17 protein-coding genes are annotated in these 17,677 nt (G+C 66.0%); 2 read left to right on the top strand and 15 right to left on the bottom strand.

The annotated features are described in order from the left end of the window. Positions 1–68: 68 nt before the first annotated feature. The 10 genes from ASC68_RS08230 to ASC68_RS08185 all read right to left on the bottom strand — a co-directional run bounded on the left by ASC68_RS08230 (position 69) and on the right by ASC68_RS08185 (position 10,882). The gene (locus ASC68_RS08230) at positions 69–1,133 is read right to left on the bottom strand and encodes an LLM class flavin-dependent oxidoreductase (RefSeq protein ID WP_055877629.1); all 1,065 of its coding nucleotides are present in this window, start codon (positions 1,131–1,133) and stop codon (positions 69–71) included. Next, complete coding sequence (locus tag ASC68_RS08225; RefSeq protein ID WP_055877626.1) at positions 1,130–2,203, bottom strand: NAD(P)-dependent oxidoreductase; 1,074 nt, start codon at positions 2,201–2,203, stop codon at positions 1,130–1,132. The genes ASC68_RS08230 and ASC68_RS08225 overlap by 4 nt, the downstream gene beginning before the upstream one ends. A 5-nt stretch (positions 2,204–2,208) precedes the next feature. Continuing rightward, on the bottom strand, positions 2,209–3,597 hold the full coding sequence (locus ASC68_RS08220) for an aldehyde dehydrogenase family protein (RefSeq protein WP_248310512.1): 1,389 nt from the start codon (positions 3,595–3,597) through the stop codon (positions 2,209–2,211). Continuing rightward, the gene (locus ASC68_RS08215; RefSeq protein WP_055877623.1) at positions 3,597–4,451 is read right to left on the bottom strand and encodes an amidohydrolase family protein; all 855 of its coding nucleotides are present in this window, start codon (positions 4,449–4,451) and stop codon (positions 3,597–3,599) included. The genes ASC68_RS08220 and ASC68_RS08215 overlap by 1 nt, the downstream gene beginning before the upstream one ends. 6 nt (positions 4,452–4,457) lie before the next feature. After that, positions 4,458–5,582 carry a mandelate racemase/muconate lactonizing enzyme family protein gene (locus tag ASC68_RS08210; protein WP_055877621.1) on the bottom strand — a complete coding sequence of 375 codons (1,125 nt, stop codon included), beginning with the start codon at positions 5,580–5,582 and terminating at the stop codon, positions 4,458–4,460. Positions 5,583–5,823: 241 nt separating this feature from the next. Then, positions 5,824–6,366, bottom strand: coding sequence for a VOC family protein (locus ASC68_RS08205; RefSeq protein WP_055877617.1), 543 nt, complete (start codon positions 6,364–6,366; stop codon positions 5,824–5,826). Positions 6,367–6,377: 11 nt separating this feature from the next. Continuing rightward, complete coding sequence (locus ASC68_RS08200; protein ID WP_156387287.1) at positions 6,378–7,634, bottom strand: Gfo/Idh/MocA family oxidoreductase; 1,257 nt, start codon at positions 7,632–7,634, stop codon at positions 6,378–6,380. A 23-nt stretch (positions 7,635–7,657) separates the two neighbouring features. Next, entirely contained in the window at positions 7,658–8,485 is an 828-nt protein-coding gene (locus ASC68_RS08195) for a carbohydrate ABC transporter permease (RefSeq protein ID WP_055877611.1), read from the bottom strand. Next, complete coding sequence (locus ASC68_RS08190) at positions 8,482–9,432, bottom strand: sugar ABC transporter permease (RefSeq protein ID WP_055877608.1); 951 nt, start codon at positions 9,430–9,432, stop codon at positions 8,482–8,484. The genes ASC68_RS08195 and ASC68_RS08190 overlap by 4 nt, the downstream gene beginning before the upstream one ends. Positions 9,433–9,532: 100 nt before the next feature. Further along, positions 9,533–10,882 (bottom strand): extracellular solute-binding protein, encoded by a 1,350-nt coding sequence (locus tag ASC68_RS08185; protein WP_055877607.1) that lies wholly within the window; start codon positions 10,880–10,882, stop codon positions 9,533–9,535. 414 nt (positions 10,883–11,296) lie between these two features. Between ASC68_RS08185 and ASC68_RS08180 the strand changes: the two genes are divergently transcribed. After that, entirely contained in the window at positions 11,297–11,617 is a 321-nt protein-coding gene (locus ASC68_RS08180; protein ID WP_055877604.1) for a nuclear transport factor 2 family protein, read from the top strand. A gap of 20 nt (positions 11,618–11,637) precedes the next feature. Here the strand turns inward: ASC68_RS08180 and ASC68_RS08175 are convergent, their stop codons facing one another. The 5 genes from ASC68_RS08175 to ASC68_RS08155 all read right to left on the bottom strand — a co-directional run bounded on the left by ASC68_RS08175 (position 11,638) and on the right by ASC68_RS08155 (position 16,740). Continuing rightward, entirely contained in the window at positions 11,638–12,801 is a 1,164-nt protein-coding gene (locus ASC68_RS08175; protein WP_055877602.1) for a serine hydrolase domain-containing protein, read from the bottom strand. A gap of 193 nt (positions 12,802–12,994) precedes the next feature. Beyond that, on the bottom strand, positions 12,995–13,762 hold the full coding sequence (locus ASC68_RS08170) for an ATP-binding cassette domain-containing protein (protein ID WP_248310511.1): 768 nt from the start codon (positions 13,760–13,762) through the stop codon (positions 12,995–12,997). Next, a complete protein-coding gene (locus ASC68_RS08165; RefSeq protein ID WP_248310510.1) occupies positions 13,762–14,805 on the bottom strand; it encodes an ABC transporter permease in 1,044 nt (347 codons plus the stop codon). The genes ASC68_RS08170 and ASC68_RS08165 overlap by 1 nt, the downstream gene beginning before the upstream one ends. 191 nt (positions 14,806–14,996) lie before the next feature. Continuing rightward, a complete protein-coding gene (locus tag ASC68_RS08160; RefSeq protein ID WP_055877596.1) occupies positions 14,997–15,977 on the bottom strand; it encodes a substrate-binding domain-containing protein in 981 nt (326 codons plus the stop codon). A 112-nt stretch (positions 15,978–16,089) separates the two neighbouring features. Continuing rightward, the gene (locus ASC68_RS08155; protein ID WP_055877595.1) at positions 16,090–16,740 is read right to left on the bottom strand and encodes a GDSL-type esterase/lipase family protein; all 651 of its coding nucleotides are present in this window, start codon (positions 16,738–16,740) and stop codon (positions 16,090–16,092) included. 151 nt (positions 16,741–16,891) lie between these two features. Between ASC68_RS08155 and ASC68_RS08150 the strand changes: the two genes are divergently transcribed. After that, entirely contained in the window at positions 16,892–17,632 is a 741-nt protein-coding gene (locus ASC68_RS08150; RefSeq protein WP_055877593.1) for a GntR family transcriptional regulator, read from the top strand. Positions 17,633–17,677 lie beyond the last annotated feature (45 nt).

Genomic DNA, 17,677 nt, shown 5'->3' with positions numbered 1-17,677 from the left:
CTCCACCAGCTTCGCTGGTCCCCCTCCCCCGCCACGCGGGGGAGGATTGCCGCACCGCCCGTGCACAGTCACCGAAACCCCGGCGCGACCTCCTCCATGAAATACGCCATCCCATCCGTCTCCGGGGCATCCATGAACCACAGCATCAGGTGATCGACCCCCTGCCCGCGCAATTCGACGATCCGCGCCTTCGCCTCTTTGGCGGTGCCGATGATCCACGGTCCGGTCATCGCCTCGGGCAGCCGGTCGACCCGGCCGGCGACGAAATCGATCACCTCCGGCTGCGGCTCGCCCGACTTGGTCTCGACCATCCGTTCGACCAGCTCCGCCACCTTGCGGCGCAGCGTTGCGAGATCCGGCGCAACGAGGATCTGCGTCTCGAAGCTAATCTCCACTTGGGCGCGCGACCGTCCGGCTCTCGCCAGCGAGGCATCGAGCAAGCCCAGCCGCCGGGCCAGCTCGCTCAACGTCACGGGCGTCGAATTCCAGCCATCGGCGATGCGACCGCTGAGCTCGATCACCGGATCGAACGCCTCGCCCAGCCAGACCGGAATGTGCGCCTGCGCCGGCTTCGGCGCCAGTTGCGCTTGGGTCAACTGATAGAACTTGCCGTTGAAATCGATCGGCCTGTCCGAGGCGTAGAGCGCCTTGATCAGGTTGATCGCTTCTTCCAGCCGCTCGACCCGCGCATCATGGTTGTCGTCCCAATCGAGGCCATAGGCCACCTGCTCGGGACGGCCCATGCCAGCCTCGAAGAAGTGGATGAAGCGGCCGCCGGAGAGGAGGTCGAGCGTCGACATCATCTTGGCGGCAATCTGCGGCGCGCGGAACAGGTTGGCCTGGTGGATCAGCCCGAGCTGCGCCCGGCTGGTGGCGCCGGCGATCATCGCCAGCGTGGTCCAGCCCTCGAGCACCGCCTGCTCGCGCCCCAACATCAGGTGGTCGCACACCCACAGCGAGTCAAAGCCCAGCCGCTCCGCTTCGCGGGCATTGCCGAGCACGTCGACATCCTCGATCCGCGCCACATTGGGCACGCGGAACAACCCCGGGCTCGGCATGGCGAAGGCCGGCACGCAATAGCCCATTTTGAGCGTCCCCGCCTGGCGGCGGGCGGCGAGATCGCCTGTTATCATGACTTCACTCCGGCGCGCGGCACCAGGTCATGCCGGGTGCGGTGCCCGGCGAACTTGCGGGCAATCTCGTCGGCGGCCAGCGTCAGGAAGCGCGGCCCGCAGGGTGCTGTGACGCCGGCAATATGCGGGGTGAGGAAGACATTGTGCATGGTCCTGAGCGGCGAATCCGCCTCGAGCGGCTCGGGATCGAACACGTCCAGCGAGGCGACCACGTCGCCGCGCACCAGCCGGCGGATCAGCGCGGCCTGGTCGACCACCGCGCCGCGCGACACATTGACGAACACCGAGCGCGGCCGGAGGAGGTTCAATTCCTTCTCGCCGACCATCCCTTTGGTCTCCGGCGTCAGCGGCACCAGAGAGATCACCACGTCGCACGCCATCACCTGCTCCAGCGAGGTCAGCGTGATGTCGTAAATGTCGGCGAGGACGCGCGGCGCATAGGGATCGAACGCGTAGATATCGGCCTGGAACGGCTGCAGCAGCTCAATCAGCCGGCGGCCGATATAGCCGGCGCCGATCAGCCCGACGCTGCGGCCGGTGAGCTCACCGTTGAAGCCGGGATCGGCGACGCGCTCGGCCCATTTCTGGAACAGCACTTCGCCATCGATCATCCGGCGGAACAGCGCCCCGGCATTGCGGAGCCCGATCATCGCCATGGCCAGCGCCCATTCGGCCACCGGATAGGACGAGCCATTGGTGGTATCGACCACGGTGACGCCGCGCTCGGCGGCGGCGTTGACATCGATGCGCTGGCTGAAGCGATCGCCTTCGACTTCGGCAATGAACTTGAGGTTCGGCAGCCGGTCGAGAATGGCACCGGTGAGCCGCGGCGAGCCGTGACAGACCAGGAGCGCATCGAGGCTGCTGGCAAAGGCCACCAGCTTGTCGATCGCCGCGGAATTCTCCGGCGGCGCCTCATCCCAGCTCGAGGGTTCATCGCAGAGGTGATGCTCGAAACTGCCAAGGCTGGAGAGCGCCTCGATCGCTTCCTCATCAGCCATCCGCGCAAAGGTATCGGCATTTGAGGCGAAGCCAACGCGTAAAGGTCTCGGCAGGTTGTAGATCGTCATAGTATTCAGCCAATCCACACGGTCTTGGCGTTGGTGAATTCGGTGATGCCGACCTGCCCCAGTTCGCGGCCATAGCCGGAGGACTTGATGCCGCCGAACGAGATATGCGCGTCCGAGCGCACCATGTCGTTGATGAACACCGCGCCGGCCTCAACCGCCTGTTCCATGCGGCGCGCCCGGTCCTCGTCGCGCGTCCACACCGCCGCGGCCAGCCCGAACTCGGTGCCATTGGCGATGCGCAACGCTTCGGCCTCGTCGGCGAAGGCAAAGATCGGCGCCACCGGCCCGAACAGCTCTTCGCGCGCCGCGACATTGTCATCGGCAACATTGGTCAGGACGCTCGGCGCGAAGAAGAAGCCCGGCCCATCGACGGTGCCGCCAGCCAGCGCCACGCGCGCCCCACCGGCGACGCTGCGATCGAGCTGGTCCTGCAGCCCGGCCCTGAGGTCGGCGCGCGCCAGCGGCCCCAGCCCATGCTTTTCATCCAGCGGGTCGCCATAACTCAGCTTGCGCGTGCCCTCGACGAAGGCCTCGGTGAAATCGGCGGCGATCGATTGCTCGACCAGGAAGCGCTTGGCGCAGACGCAGCTCTGCCCCGAATTATTGTGCCGCGCCGCCACCGCCAGCTTCACCGCGGCGTTGAAATCGGCATCAGCAAAGACGATGAACGGATCGGAGCCACCGAGCTCCAGCACCGCTTTCTTTCCCGCAGCGCCGGCAAGCCCGGCAATAGTCCGCCCTGCCCTGACGCTGCCGGTAACGGTGACGCTGCGGATGCGGTGGTCGGCGATGAGCTTTCCCACCGTCGGGTGATCGACGCGCAGGTTGACCAGCACCCCATCCGGCATGCCGGCCTCAGTGAACACCTTTTCCAGCGCCTCGGCCGAAGCCGGTACGTTCTCGGCGTGCTTGACGATCGTGGTGTTGCCGGCGAGGAAGGCCGGCGCGAAGAAACGGATCACCTGCCAGAACGGAAAATTCCACGGCATGATGGCGAGGATCGGCCCCAGCCCCTCATAGCGCACCCGGCTGCCGCGCGCCGGGCTCTTCACCGCCAGCGGCTCCAGCCAGCCCGGTCCGAGCTCCGCCGTGGTGCGGCAGGTGGCGGCGCATTTCCTGATCTCGCCGCGCGCTTCGTTGATGGGCTTGCCCATCTCCAGGGTCATCAGCCGCGCGAAGGCTTCGAGATTGGCGTCGAGACGGTCGGCCAAGGCGAGCAGCAGCTGGGCACGTTTTTCGACCCCTGCGTCGCGAACCCTGCCCCAGGCGGCGAAACTGCGCTCGAGCGCCGCTTCGACTTCCGAGCCGTCATGCAGGCGATAGCTGCCGAACTGCTCGCCGGTGGCCGGGTTGAGCGAACGGAACATGGTCTCGGGGCGCGCGGGCGCGTTCATCAGAAAGTCCTCGTTGGCGCGGCGTTGTCGAGCAGCCGCTTGAGCGTGCCGCCGAGGATCGGCTCGAGATCCCCCGGTTGCAGAAAACGGCAATGGACGCGCACGATTTCGAGCGCCTGCCTGTAGGTCATGGCGCGGCTGAGCGCCGGGAAGTCCGACCCCCAGCACAGCCGGTTGGCGCCAAAGGCGGCATAGAGCCCCTCGGCGATCCACATGGCGCTCGGGTGCGGATAGTCCCAGCCATTCTCGAGCCCCACCGCATAGTGAAAGCCCGACAGCTTGATGTGGACATTGGGGTGCTGCGCCAGCGTCGCGATCGTCTCGAGCGACGAACGCGGGTCGGTTGAACTGACCCCGCCCATGTGGTGCAGCAGCACCACCAGATCGGGGTTCTCAGCGCAGATCGCGCCCAGGTCTGCCGCCCAGGCTGGCCCCATGGCGATCGAGGCGATCAGCTTCCGCTCGGCGGCGAGCTTGAAGAACGCCCGGCCCTCGTCGGAACGGAACCAGCCGTCATTATCGCCCACATAGTGGGTAAACCCCTTGATCGGCAGCGTCTCCGCCGCCACCCGCAACCGCTCCACCGCACCCGGCGTGTGATACTCGGGCGACCACACACAATCGACATCGGCGAACTGGTGCAGGCGCTTGGGGTAGCGGCGCACCGCCGCCGCTCCATAGGCGTTGTTGTCGGGGTTCTTTTCGATCCGCGCCGAGACGATCACCGCCTCGGCGACGCCGTTCTGATCCATCTCGTGGATCAGGTGCTCGACCGAGCCCTTGGTGGCCTCGTCGGGCACCTCTGGCTCATACGGCCAGCGCGCCCAGGCGTGAGTGTGGCTGTCGACGATCACGGGCGCCTACCGGAATGCCACCGAGCCATCGGTCTTCAGCGAGGTCGGCGGCACCTTGTTGATGACAGGGATGGTCTTCAGCCCCTCGTGGTCGAGTTCGACGCCGAGGCCGGGGGTCTCGTTGGGCAGCCAATGGCCGTTAATGACAGGGACGATCGCCTTCACTGCCTTGGTCCAGGGCGCGCGGTCCTGCAGCATGTGCTCCGTCACTTCCCAGTTCGGCACGGCAAAGCCGAGCTGCACCTGCGCCGCGGTCGCCACCGGGCCCGAGGGCACGGCGTGCGGGATGATGCCCTGATGATGCGCCTCGGCCAGCGCGCAGATCTTGCGGGTTTGGGTGATGCCGCCGGCAATGCCGACATCGGGGCGGATGTGATGCACCCCGCCATGCTCGACATACTCGCGGAATTCCCAGATCGAGGTGTTGCGCTCGCCCGCCGCCATCGGCACGCGCGACTTCTGCGACACCTCGCCGAAGCTCAACACGCTATCGGGCGGAATCGGATCTTCGACGAACAGCGGCCGGAACTGCTCGAACTCGCGGATCGCCGCGATGGATTCGCCCAGCGCCATGTTGCGATGCAGCTCAATGCCGATCTCGACATCCCAGCCCACCACTTCGCGGATCAGCGCCAGGCGCTCGACCATGTCCTTCACCTTGGCGCCGAACGCCATCAGGTGGTGCTCGGGCTGGTAGACCATCACCTTGAGCGCGGTATAGCCGTCCTCGGCGGCGGCCTTGCAGCTCGCCGCCACTTCCTCGGCCGTGCCATAGGGGATCACCAGCATGACGCGCACCTTGTCGCGCACCCGGCCGCCCAACAGGTCCCAGACCGGCGCCTGGTAGTGCTTGCCCTTGATATCCCACAGCGCCTGGTCGATCGCCGAGATGGCGCCGCCAATGGCCATGCCGCGCATCGAATAAGCCCGGTAGAGGCTCAGGTTATGGTACTCGATGCGCAACGGATCTTCGCCGACCAGCCGCTCGCCAAAGCCCTTGGCCACCGATGCCGTCGCCTCGGGAAAGCCGAAGAAGGTGGATTCGCCCACGCCTTTGAGCCCGCTATCCGTCGTCACTTCGACGAACATCCAGTTATGCGCGACGTAGGTATCGATACGCTCGATCTTCACTTTGCTTCCTCAGGCAGGGGATAGGGCAATAGGGCACGGTTCACGTGCACGGGACTCTCGGTGGTCCTCCACCGCGCAGCGGGGGAGGGGGACCGCCGAAGGCGGTGGAGGGGGCGGCAGGATGCGCCGGTGTTTGGGGTCGCCCCCTCCACCAGCTTCGCTGGTCCCCCCGCGGTGAGGGCCTTGGCCCTCATCCGGACCCCGCTGCGCGGTGGAGGACCACGGAGAGTTCGGTGACTCTTCATGTGCGATCGCCCTCAGGCGCGGGGTAGACGAATAGCGGTGTGCGGCGGGTCGCCGGCGGACTGATCAGCTCGAGCACGAGGCCGTTGAGCTTTTCGGAGGTGAAATAGACGAAGGCGCCGCTGCCATCGCCGCCAAAGCCCCGGGCGGACTGCAGGCGGGTGAAACCGGCAGCTTCGAGCTCGGCAACCGCCTCGGCATGGTTCTCCATCACGTGGATGCCGATATGGTTGAGGCCTTCGCCGGAGCTCGCCAGCTGATCGGCAAAGAACGATGGGCCGGTGGTGGGTTCGACCAGCTCGAACTGCACGCCATCCTTCCAGGCGAGGGCGTGCTTCAGCCCGAACTGGGCCGGAGCCCCCTTGTAGGTCATATCCTCTAGGATCTCCGGCGTATATTCCCAGGCCGTCCAAGGGCCGATGCGCAGCAGATCCCACCATTGCCTCGTCGCGGCCTCGAGGTCGCGCACCACGAAGGCGATCTGCTTGGGGCCGAGCTTCTGGACGATCAGCGGGATGGCGGCGAAAGCTGCATCGGTCATGGTGTCCCCCTTCAGGCCGCGTTCGACTTGGGCAACAGCCCGAGATCGGCGTCAATCTCATCCTGGTAGGTCGAAACGGCGCTGGTCAGCACCTCGTCCATGCTCACCGCCCGGCCGGCAATGCCGCTCTCATAGGCAGCGAGCACCGAGGCGACGGCGGTGAGGCCCCCATGTCCATCCACTTCCGGCGGCCGACCCTCCATGATGGCGGCGGCAAAATCGTGGATCTCGATGGCGAGGAGGCCCGAGTCCGTTTCGGCCCAGTCGAGTTCGTAGGACACCCCGCCATAGAGCGTTTGAGTCAGCTCATCGAGGGCGAAGCCGACCTTGTCGGCCAGCGCCTGTCCGGTGAGATCGCCCTCGGCGGTGTGGAGGATCGGCGCTTTGCCGGTGCGATCGTTGAAGATTTCGAGCGAGCCGCGCTGCCCGTGCACGGTGCGCTGGTTGTAGCCCTTGCCCGGCCCCGAGGCGACATAGGCCATCTGCACCATCAGGCCCGACTGCATGGTGAAAGTCGCGGCGAACGAGTCCTCGCCCGTCGCGGTGATCTCAGCCGGGATTTCGAGGAAGCGCTTCAGGTAGGCCTCGGTCTGCATCTCCGGCTTTTCCTGCCGGCGGCGGATCGGCTCGGCGATGAAACCCTTGCCGAACGCCGCCCGGAACGGCCCGAAATAGTACTGCACGATGTCGGTGAGGTGCGCCCCCATGTCGAGCCCGATGGCGCCCTTGTCCTTGAAGTGCCGCCACGGCGTGATGATGATCCGGTCATTGCCGCCGATCATCGTCTGCACCATCAGATGAACAGGCCCCAGCACGCCGGAATCGATCACTGCCTTGGCCAGCCGGTTGGTCGGGTCGCGCCGATAGTTCTCGGCCGTCGCCAGCACCGCGCCACCGGCCTTCGCCGCATCGATCAGCGCCTGGCAGGAGCGCACCGTCAGCGCCAGCGGTTTTTCGCAGAGCACGTGCTTGCCGGCCCGCAGCGCGGGCAGCACCACCGAGAGGTGGCTGAACGCCTCGGTCACCACGTCGAATGCCGCGATCTCCGGATCAGCCACCGCGTCGTCGATCGCGAGGTGGATCTTCGGCCGGTAGCCGAGCAGCTTCTCGGCTTCGCCGGCCACCCGCTCGGCATTATCCTGCCGCACGTCGCACACCGCGACGAGCCGGACATTGCTGAGGCCCGAACGCTGCAACCGGGCAAAGCCCTGCACATGCCGGCTCCCCATGCCGCCGCACCCGACGAGGCAGACTGGTACTGTAGTCACGATAAGCTCCAGCTAGTTCCTGCTCATTCCTTCAACGAGCCGCCGAGGCCGTTGATGAAATAGCGTTGGCAGAGAATAAAGAAGATGATGATCGGCAGTGTCGACAGCAGCACCGCCATCATGGCGATGTTGGGCGGCGTCTGCGAGAAGGATTGGCCGAGCCCGGCCAGGGCAAGCGGCAGCACCCGCATGTCCCGCTCCGTCGTCGAGATCAGCGGCCAGGCATACATGTTCCACGCGGTCAGCACCGTCACCGCGGTATAGGCGGCAATCGGCGGGCCGGAAAGCGGCAGCACGATCCTGACGAAAATCTGCCCCCAGTTGGCGCCGTCGATCTTGGCTGCATCGAGGATTTCGTTGGGCATCGAGATGTAGAACTGCCGGAAGATGAACACCCCGAAGCTGGTCTGCGCGATGATGGGGATGCAGAGCCCCATGAAGGTGTCGATCCAGTTGAGGTTGCGCACCAGGATGAAGGTCGGGATCGTCGCCACCTGCCCCGGCACGAACAGCGTCATGATGAACAGGCCCAGCAGCGCGCCCCGGCCGAAGAACTGCATCTTGGCCAGCGCAAAGCCGGTCATCACCACCAGGGTCAGCTGGGTGATGGTGATGACAGCGGTGAAAATCACCGAGTTTACGATGGCGGTGCTGTCGAGGAAGGTGAGCGCCGCGAAGACGTTCTCGAAATGCCACTCGGTCGGCCACCAGGTTGGCGGATAGGCGACCACCTCGCGGCTCGATTTGAACGAATTGATCACCATCCAGTAGAACGGCGCGGCCATCAGCAGGCCGAAAAAGACCACTGTGGAAACATGGAAGCGGCGGCGCCAGTGGTGTCCTGCACTCATAGCGGGTCTCCGTTGGTCGGGCGCCGGCGCGGCGGGTTGAAGATCAGCGCGAGGATGGTGACGATGACGAACAGCACGGTCGAGAGCGCCGAGGCATAGCCGAGCCGCAGCTGGGCGAAGGCCAGGTCGTAGATGTAGACCGCGAGGATATCGGTCGAGTTGAGCGGCCCGCCCTTGGTCATGACGAAGGCGATGTCAAAACTGTCGAAGATGATGCCGCGCAGCGTCAGCACCAGGATCAAGAGCGTCACCGGCATGACGTTAGGCCAGATGATGTGGCGAAGCTTCTGCCACGGGCCGGCCCCGTCGATCTCGGCGGCTTCCAGCAATTGCGGGTTAATCTGTTGCAGGGCCGCCAGGTAGAGGATGATGCCGAGCGGCAGCCGCAGCCAGACGATCACCAGCGACAAAGCGGGCATTGCCCAGGTGGTATCCTGCAGCCAGTTGGGCCCGGAAACCCCGAAGAAGCTCAGCAATTGCGCGATCGGGCCGACGCGCGGATCGTACATGAAACGCCAGAGCACCGCCGAAGCGACCAGCGAAATGACGATCGGCAGCAGGTACATCGTGCGGAACACGCTGTAGCCGGGGAAATTGGTGTTGATCAGCGCCGCGAGGATGAACGACAGGAACACCGTCGGCACCACGCCGAGGACCAACAGATAGGCCGTCTTCCACACCGAGTTCACGGCGCGGGCGTCGTTCAGCAGCGCAACATAATTGTCGAGCCCGACGAAGCGCGGCTCGTAGATCAGGTTCCAGTCGAACAGGCTGAGCGCCAGGCCCCAGACGATGGGGATGACCATGAAGGCGGTGAACAGGACCACGTTGGGCCCGACGAACAGGGCGGCCCAGAACGGGGAGTCGGTGCGGCTCGATCTGCGGCGCGGCGCGGGCCGCGCCATCGCAGACATGCCGGCCTCGTCGGCGGTGTCGGTCTTGCTCAAAGGGGTCGATCCCGTTGTGGAAAGGAGAACCGGCTGCGGGAGGACACAGCCGGTTCCTGATTGCCGCCGCTGAAGGAGTGCGGCGGCATGCCTTGTCTGATCAGCCGCCGGCCGCCATGACGCGGGCCATCGCCTCGTTGATCACCGCTTCGGCGGCCTTCAGTGCGTCGGCCACCGGCACGTTGTTGAGGACGACCGACTCTTCGGCTTTCGCCAGTTCGGTATCGACCACCACCTGCACGTCGGCCGGGATCGAAGTCGGGTTCATCGCGCCATACTGGATGGACTCGGCGAACACGCGGTTGTCGTAGGGCGGGCCCGGCAGTTCGGTCCAGATCGGGCTGTTGTAGAGCGCCTCGACCGGCGGCACGGTGCCGTAGCCCGCGGCAAGGATCTTCATGCCGCCGTCTTCGGAATAGAACCAGTTGAGGTAGTCGTAGGCGAGCTCCTGGTTGTTCGCCATGCCCTGCGGAGTGATCGCCTGGGCGATCGAGCCCATGCCGGTCTTGCGCACGCCGTTGATCTTTGGCTCGAGCGCCACATCCCAATCGTCCGTGGTGACCGAGCGGATCAGCGGGGTCAGCGCCCGCACCGACTGCAGCATCGACACGGTGCCGGCGCCGAAGGCCTGGTAGCCGCCGCCGAGCTGGGTCTGCTGCGGCGAGGAGGCGATGATGCCGGCCTTCACCTGGTCCCAGTACATGGTGAAGACCTTGATCGCCGCTTCGGTCTGCAGCTTGTACATGTTGTTTTCGTCGAGCAGCGTATCGCCGAAAGCTTCGATGCCCGGCACGTAAGTCGCGTGCCACGGCACCGAGGCGGCGAGGCCGTAGCGGGTGGTGACGTTGCCGTTCTTCTGGGTGAGCTGGGTCGCGACCTCGATCTGCTTTTCAAACGTCCAGTCGTCGTTCGGGTACGGGATGCCGGCGTCATCGAAGTGCTTCTTGTTGTAGTAGAGCACCACGGTATCGGCGCCGATCGGCAGGCCGAAAATGCCGTCCTTGTTCGGGCCCGAAGTGACCAGGTACTGGTCGAGGAAGGGCTTGGCCAGCGAGGTCATGGTGATCGGGCCGCCCGAGGTCAGGAACGGCCGCATGTCGGCGGTGACCTGCGCATTGGCGAACTGGGTCGCGAAGATATCGGCAAGATAGGTGATATCGGGCAGCTTGTTGGCGAGGCGGCGCGACAGCAGCGCCTGGCGCAAGCCCGGGCCATCGCCCGGCAGGATCGAGTAGTCGATCTTGACGCCCGGACGGGCCGCCTCATAGGCGGCAAACACCGGCTTGATGCCGGTTTCGGCCCAATCGAGGATGCCGATCGACAGCGTGCCGCTGGTCGGCTGCGCCATGGCGAAATGGCTGCCGGCGGCAAGCGCGAACGGCGAGGCGGCGAGACCGGCAAGAACAGCACGCCGGCTGGGCGTGAACTGCGTTAGGGTGGTCTTGGACACGTTGCTTTCCTCCCAAGGAACACGAGCGGGTCATCGCCTCCCGGGCATCGGGAGGCGTGATGATCGGTCGGGGACAGGCGAGACTTCGTGGTCGGCGTCTTGTGCACCGTCGTTCACTATGCTGAACGCCTATCCATAGGCTGAACGATGACACGGGTAGCGATCCCCGGTCAAGCGGGACGCTGGGACTCGCCGTTGCGCAAAAAGTCGTAGGGATTTGGGACCGACGGTCGGTCGGTTTTCGCGGTGCTGTTCCCGTAAGGCCTTGCGCCTAGCGCCCTCACCCCGCGGTGTGGCACGGTCGGCGCAAAGTGCGTCCCCTCGCCCCTCTGGGGAGAGGGTCAGGGTGAGGGGCGCCAAGCACACCGAGTATGCAGTAAGCTTTCATCCGGCCTACCCACCCGGAGCCCTCGCATGAGCACCACCCCGCCGGTCATCCAGCGCTTCATCGACGCCACCAATGGCGGCGACACCGCTGCCTTCCTCGAAGCCTTCACCCCGGACGCTTTCCTCAGTGACTGGGGCCGCGACTTCACTGGCCGCGCCGGCATCGCCGAGTGGAACAAGACAGACAATATCGGCGTGCAGTCGAAATTCCGCCTGCTCGAGGTCGAGCCCAATGGGGCTGACGCGTACCGGGTGCGGTTGGCCGTCAGCGGCAATGGCTACAACGGCGAAGGCACCATGGCATTCACGCTGACCGGCGGACGGATTTCGCGGTTGGTGATCAGTTAGGGCTGGTGCGCTTGGCGCCCCTACCGCACAATCTCATACAACCGCTTCAGCACATGCCGTGACCTCAGATCCTCCGGGTCGCCGCGCATCTGGTTCATGGTGTAGCTGAACCCCACTTGTTCGGTCGGCCAGCCCCCGTGGATCGAGCCGCCCGCGCCGGAGTGTCCGAACGCGTCCGGCGCCGGGCCGAACCGGCCCTGTGGCGTCTGCAGCGCCCAGCCGACGCCGAACGCCATGGCTTCGGCGATATAGGGGTCCATGAAGCGGCTCTGCTCGGCCCGCCCCAGGGCCACCGTTTCCGGCCTCAGAATCTCGACCCCATCGATGCTGCCGCCCTGCGCCATCGCCCCATAATAGCGCGCCATCGAGCGCGCCGTGGCGATGCCGCCGGCGCCGCCGATCTCGGCCGCGTGGTAGGCGCGGGTGTTCCAGGGGAGTTCCTCGGGGAACAGCGGCGGGTTACCCCAGATCGAAGCGAACACCGGGTCGGCCCGCTGCTCCGGTCCGAACGCCTCGTCGAACGGCAGCATGCCCGGCCCCAGTTCGATCCGCCCGACCCGCGGCTCCAGCGACTCGGGGAGCCCGATAAAGGCATCGAGCCCCAGCGGCCCCGCGATCTCCTCGGCGAAGAACCGGCCAAGCGTCCGCCCGTCGACGCGCCGCACCAAAGCGCCCACCAGCCAGCCGATGGTCACCGGGTGGTAGCAGTGGAAGGCGTTGGGGTCGGCGGCCAGCGGCTGCGCCGCCAGCAGCGCTTCCATGCGGGCGTAGTCAGTGTAGTCGGCGGCGCGCAGCGACGTCGCGATCCCCGGCAGGCCGGCCGAGTGCGAAGTGACATGCCGCACCAGCACCCGGGCTTTGCCGTTCTGCGCGAATTCCGGCCAGTACCGCGCCACCGGTGCGTTGAGGTCGAGCTGCCCGCGCTCCACCAGCTTCAAGACGCACCCGGCGAACAGCCCCTTGGTGCCCGAATAGATCACCTGCAGCGTATCGGCCTGCCACGGCCGCCCCGGCGCCGCCATGCCGCCCCAGAGGTCGACCACGAGCGTCCCCCTATGCACCGCGGCGAACGCCGCCCCGACATCGCCGCGCACCGTGAAATTGCGCGCAAACTCCTCCGCCACCGCCTCAAAGCCGGGCGCCACATGCCCCTCTACCGGCGCCGATTGCGATTGATAGTTCATTGGCTCCCCCGCCTAACCCGTTCCTCCGGTGGCTCCCCACCCCCACCCTTGATCCCTCCCCACAAGGGGGAGGGAGACCCTCACACCGAGATCTCAGCTCTCCCTCCCCCTTGTGGGAGGGCAGCAGAGCTTGTGAGCAAAGCGAACTAGCGTCGCTGGGTGGGGGTGGCCCCACGCTCGGCCCTAGTCGTCATCAATCCCCATGCCCCACGGCATCGAACTCCTCGCCACCGGCCATCAGGTTGAGCACCTCTTCGCGGGTCTTCTCGCCGCGTTTGAACTGGCTGGCGACCCGCCCCTGGATCAGCACGGTAAAGCGGTCACCGACGCTGAGCGCGTGCGTCGCATTGTGCGTGATGAACACCAGCGCGATGCCCTGCTCCCGCGCCTGCTTGATCAGGTCGATGACGATCTTGCTTTCCTTCACCCCGAGCGCTGCAGTGGGCTCGTCGAGGATCAGGAGCTTGGCCCCGAAATACAGCGCCCGGGCGATGGCCAGCGCCTGCCGCTCGCCGCCCGACATGGTGCCGACCAGCTGCTCGGCATCACCGATCCGGCGGATCCCCATCTGCCGGATCTGCTCGAGCGCGATGCGGTTCGCCGTCTGATGGTCGAGCCGCCGGAACGGCCCCCAGCCTTTGGTCGGCTCGTTCCCGAGAAAGAAGTTGCGCGCCACCGAGATCAAGGGGATCGAGCCCACATCCTGGTGCACCGTGCCGATGCCATGGGCCTGCGCGTCGCGCGGCGAGCGGAAGGCGACCGGCTTGCCGTCGAAAGTCAGCGTGCCGATGGTCGGCGGCGTCACTCCCGACATGATCTTGATCAGCGTCGACTTGCCGGCGCCATTGTCGCCGAGCAGGCAATGCACCTCGCCCGGATGGGCTTCGAGGCTGACATCGTTGAGGGCGATGTTGTTGCCGAAGGTGCGGGTGACGCCTTCGAGCGTCATGAGCGCGGTCATCAGAGTTTCTTCTTTCCCCGGTTCAGCGCCAGCTCGCGGATCAGGTTGTTGGTGAGCACGGCGATGACCAGCAGCCCGCCGATGAAGGTGGCGAGCCAGTCGGTGGGCCAGCCGGTGTAGAACAGCCCGAGGCTGACGATGCCGTAGATGAAGGTGCCGAGCACGATACCGATCACCGAGCCGAAACCGCCCTGCAGCAGCACCCCGCCAATCACCGCGGCGATAGCGGTCTGGAACACATAGCCCTGCCCCGAGGCGGCGTTGCCCTGATTGTACATCACCGCCGACATGATGCCGACGAAGGCCGCCGATACTGCCGTCCAGATGAAGAGAATGAGTTTGACCCGCGCCACCGGCACACCGGCGCGGCGTGCCGCATCGGGGTTGCCGCCGGTGGCAAAGATCCAGTTGCCGAAGCGGGTCTGCTTCAGCACCCAGGCGGCGAGGATGGCGGCGAGCAAGTACCAAAGCACGGAGACGTTGAAGAACATCCATTTCGAGCCCAGCACCGCTTCGGCCCAGCCGGCATCTTTCAGCGAGACGTTGGACGAGCCCGAGATCAGCCGGCTCAGCCCCAGCGCGGTACCGGCGAGAATGAAGTTCGAGGCCAGCGTCACGATGAAGCTCGGGAGCTTCGTGGCATTGACCAAGAGCGCATTGAAGCAGCCGACCCCGACCCCGAGGCTCAGCGCCATGACGATGGTGAGTTCGATCGGCAGCCCATAGAACCCGGTGCCCAGCGCCACGATGATCGAAGCGGCGCCGACCACCGAGCCGGTCGAAAGGTCGAACTCGCCCGAGATCATCAGCAGCCCCACCGGCAGTGCGATGATCCCCAGCTCCGCCGCGGTGTTGAGCCATCCAGCAGTGCCCGGGATCGAAAAGAACCCCGAGGCGCCGCCGACGATGACGAAGAAGACGTAGATCACCAGAGCCGCGATCAGTGGCCCGATCCACACGATCCTGAGCAGGCGCTCCAGGAGCCCGAAGCGGGTCGGAGGGGCAGGCGGATCGGCGATGGTGGTTTCCATGGCAGTGGTCATTTCATCAGGTCCGTCGGAGTTCGAAGGCTAGCGCGGAAGGCAACGCTCAGGCGAGAGCCTGGGGGGGGGGGGGGGGGGGGGGGGGGGGTCCATCGGTGATCACAGAACCCCCCCCCCCCCCGCCCCTCCCCTCAAGGGGGAGGGGAGCTAAGGGCGGGGTTGCGTCCAACTCCCCCGCCCTGCCCTGCCACTCAGTTCGCGCCGCGCGAGCCCGGAATGCTCTTGTTCACCGCCAGCACGGCGGCGGCGTTTTCCTGCGTCACCATGTAGGGGCCGACGCTGATCACGCCCGACGGGGCCATCTTGTACTTGTTGTACATCAAGGGGATCATCACGCCGTAATAGCCCTGCAGGAACGGCTGCTGGTCGGAGGCAAAGCTCATCTCGCCGGCGGCTACCGCCTCGAGCACGGCATTGCCGAGGTCCATGGTGCCGAGATCGACAGCGCGGCCGGTGGCCCGCACCTGCTTGACCGATTCCAGCGCATCGACACCCACCGCCACGCCCAGCGTCACGATGCCGTCGATCGTCTGGTCCTGCATCAGCATGGCGCTGACCGCGGCCTGCACCTTCTGGCTGTTGCCGATATCCTCCGACGCGAGGATCACCATCTTGGCCTTGCCGCCCGCCTCGGTGACAGCATCGATATAGCCCTGGCAGCGCTGCTCCAGCACCGGGTTGGCGGCGATCTGGTTGATGCAGAGGCCGTTCTTCACGCCCTTCCCGACCGCCACTTTGCCGCCCTGGTAGCCCATCTGGTAGCTGTCTTCACCGATAAAGCCGATGGCGCCCAGCTCCTGGTACTTGAACCCGCCCGAGTTGATGATGATCACCGGGATGCCCTCGGCCGCCGCCTGCTTGATCAAGGGCTCGGTCGGCTCGGGAAAGAAGTTGCCTACCGCGATAGCGGCCGGCTTCCGGGCGATCGCCGCTTCGAACATCTTGGTATACACCGGCACGATGTCGTTGAAATCAGCCGGCGCCGTCCACTGCGTCTTGACGCCGTAATCCTTGGTGGCCTGGTCGAAACCCTGCTGCACCGCGCCCCAGAACGGATCCGAGCTCGGCCCGCCCAGCATGATGATCACGTCTTCCTGCGCCTGCGCGGCGAACGGCGCTGCGGCAGCCATGATGGCGGCGAGCGCCAGCGCGCTCAGTTTCCTCAAATTCATTATGTCCTCCCCAATGGCAACGGCCCGCATCCTCCCGACGCGCGCCTGCCGCGAGGCGCTCACTGCGCCTTCCCCTCCACGACTATTAAATAATATGTATGATGTAAAGCACTCAACGCAGGTTTCGCATCGAGAGGATGGCGCGCACCTCCACCGCCAGGGCTTTGCCGAGAACTTCGTGCGCCGCCTCATCCATGTGGATGCCGTCGATCCCGGCCCGCACCACCTTGTTGGCGTCGAAATGGAAGCACCCGGTGCGGTGCGCCACCTGCTCGAGATAATGCGCGTGGTCGCGGCAGCGCTGGTGGCCGACGCCCCACATCGCCGGCTCGGCATCTTCGGTGATGGCAGGCGGCGTCACCACCAGCACCTCGGGCGGATGCTCCACCATGGCGAAGTGCCCCTTGATCATCTGGATCAGCGTCAGCGTGCCGCGCGCCGAGTTATAGGCGGTGATCGACAGCTGGTCCTTGAAGTCGTTGGTGCCCAGCATGACGATCAAGACGTCCATCGGCGCATGCGATTCGAGGATCGGGATCAGCGTGCGCGAGCCGTTCTTGTGCACGCCCTCGATCGGATCGTCGAACACCGTGGTGCGGCCGCTGAGCCCCTCCTCGACGATCCAGCTGTCCGGCCCGAGTTCGCGCCCCAGCACATTGGCCCAGCGCCGCGCCGGCACGATCCGGTCCGGCGTCTGGGCGATATTGGCGAAGGGCGGGCAGCCCCAGGTATTGGAGTCGCCGAAGCAGACGATGGTAGGCATGTGAAGCGGTTCCCTCGAGTCGCGACGCACCGGCATTGCCTTGGCGACGCAGCCTGAGGTATAAATCCTACCTAATGAGAATGACAACCGGGTGGATTCGCCTTCCTGTGGCGAGCCGACCCGGCATAATGCTGTTGGAAAGACCGCACGCGTGACCGTCTATCGCCGCCCGGACCCGATCCCCCTGCGCCACTCGGCCGTCGCCTCGCCTGGCGGGCTGAATACCGTCAAGCACGAACCGGACGATCTCAATCGCCTGGTAGCGCGCGAGATTTTCCAGGCCATTGCGTCGGGCCACTTCCCCGTCGGCAGCATCCTCCCCAATGAGCATCAGCTGAGCGCCGATCTCGGCGTCAGCCGCACGGCGCTCCGCGAAGCGATCAAGGGGCTCGCCTCCAAAGGCCTCGTCGAAACCCGCCGCAAGCGCGGCACCCTGGTGCTCGAGCGCAGCCGCTGGGACATGCTGAACCCCGAGGTGATCGCCTGGTCGCGCAAGCTCGGCTCGGCCCGCGTCAGCGAGGAACTCTGGGTGGCGATCGCAAACACCCAGCCCGCCGTGGCCGCGGAAGCCGCCAGCCGCCGCCATGCCGGCCGGGTCGCCGAAGTGGTGCGCAGCCTCGCCGCCGCCGGCACGCCGGAGGCCAAGCGCACCGGGCTTGCCGCGCTGCTGCTCGAAGTCGCCAATGCCAGCGGCAACCGCTTCCTCACCTCGTTTACCGCCGCCTGCGTCGGCAGCCTTTTGACCGACGATGCTGCCTTCCTCGATCGCCTCGTCACGACGATCGACCTCGCAGCCCTCGCCCGCCTCGCCCCCCTGCTCACTGCCGGCAATGGCGAGGCCGCCGCAGAACTGCTGCGCCGAGCGCTGGTCCGCGAGACGATCTCGGCTTAGCGCCACCGGCCTCTCCGAGATCCTCCCCCGCGTGGCGGGGGAGGG

The sequence above is a fragment of the Devosia sp. Root105 genome, assembly GCF_001424865.1.
GTDB lineage: Bacteria > Pseudomonadota > Alphaproteobacteria > Rhizobiales > Devosiaceae > Devosia_A.
This window is presented reverse-complemented; position numbering and strand designations above follow the sequence as displayed.

What these genes read in the sequence shown, in the direction of transcription:
- ASC68_RS08230 (WP_055877629.1), bottom strand. Translation starts at nt 1,133, where the DNA reads ATGATAACAGGCGATCTCGCCGCCCGCCGCCAGGCGGGGACGCTCAAA.
- ASC68_RS08225 (WP_055877626.1), bottom strand. Translation starts at nt 2,203, where the DNA reads ATGACGATCTACAACCTGCCGAGACCTTTACGCGTTGGCTTCGCCTCA.
- ASC68_RS08220 (WP_248310512.1), bottom strand. Translation starts at nt 3,597, where the DNA reads ATGAACGCGCCCGCGCGCCCCGAGACCATGTTCCGTTCGCTCAACCCG.
- ASC68_RS08205 (WP_055877617.1), bottom strand. Translation starts at nt 6,366, where the DNA reads ATGACCGATGCAGCTTTCGCCGCCATCCCGCTGATCGTCCAGAAGCTC.
- ASC68_RS08195 (WP_055877611.1), bottom strand. Translation starts at nt 8,485, where the DNA reads ATGAGTGCAGGACACCACTGGCGCCGCCGCTTCCATGTTTCCACAGTG.
- ASC68_RS08180 (WP_055877604.1), top strand. Translation starts at nt 11,297, where the DNA reads ATGAGCACCACCCCGCCGGTCATCCAGCGCTTCATCGACGCCACCAAT.
- ASC68_RS08175 (WP_055877602.1), bottom strand. Translation starts at nt 12,801, where the DNA reads ATGAACTATCAATCGCAATCGGCGCCGGTAGAGGGGCATGTGGCGCCC.
- ASC68_RS08170 (WP_248310511.1), bottom strand. Translation starts at nt 13,762, where the DNA reads ATGACCGCGCTCATGACGCTCGAAGGCGTCACCCGCACCTTCGGCAAC.
- ASC68_RS08165 (WP_248310510.1), bottom strand. Translation starts at nt 14,805, where the DNA reads ATGACCACTGCCATGGAAACCACCATCGCCGATCCGCCTGCCCCTCCG.
- ASC68_RS08160 (WP_055877596.1), bottom strand. Translation starts at nt 15,977, where the DNA reads ATGAATTTGAGGAAACTGAGCGCGCTGGCGCTCGCCGCCATCATGGCT.
- ASC68_RS08155 (WP_055877595.1), bottom strand. Translation starts at nt 16,740, where the DNA reads ATGCCTACCATCGTCTGCTTCGGCGACTCCAATACCTGGGGCTGCCCG.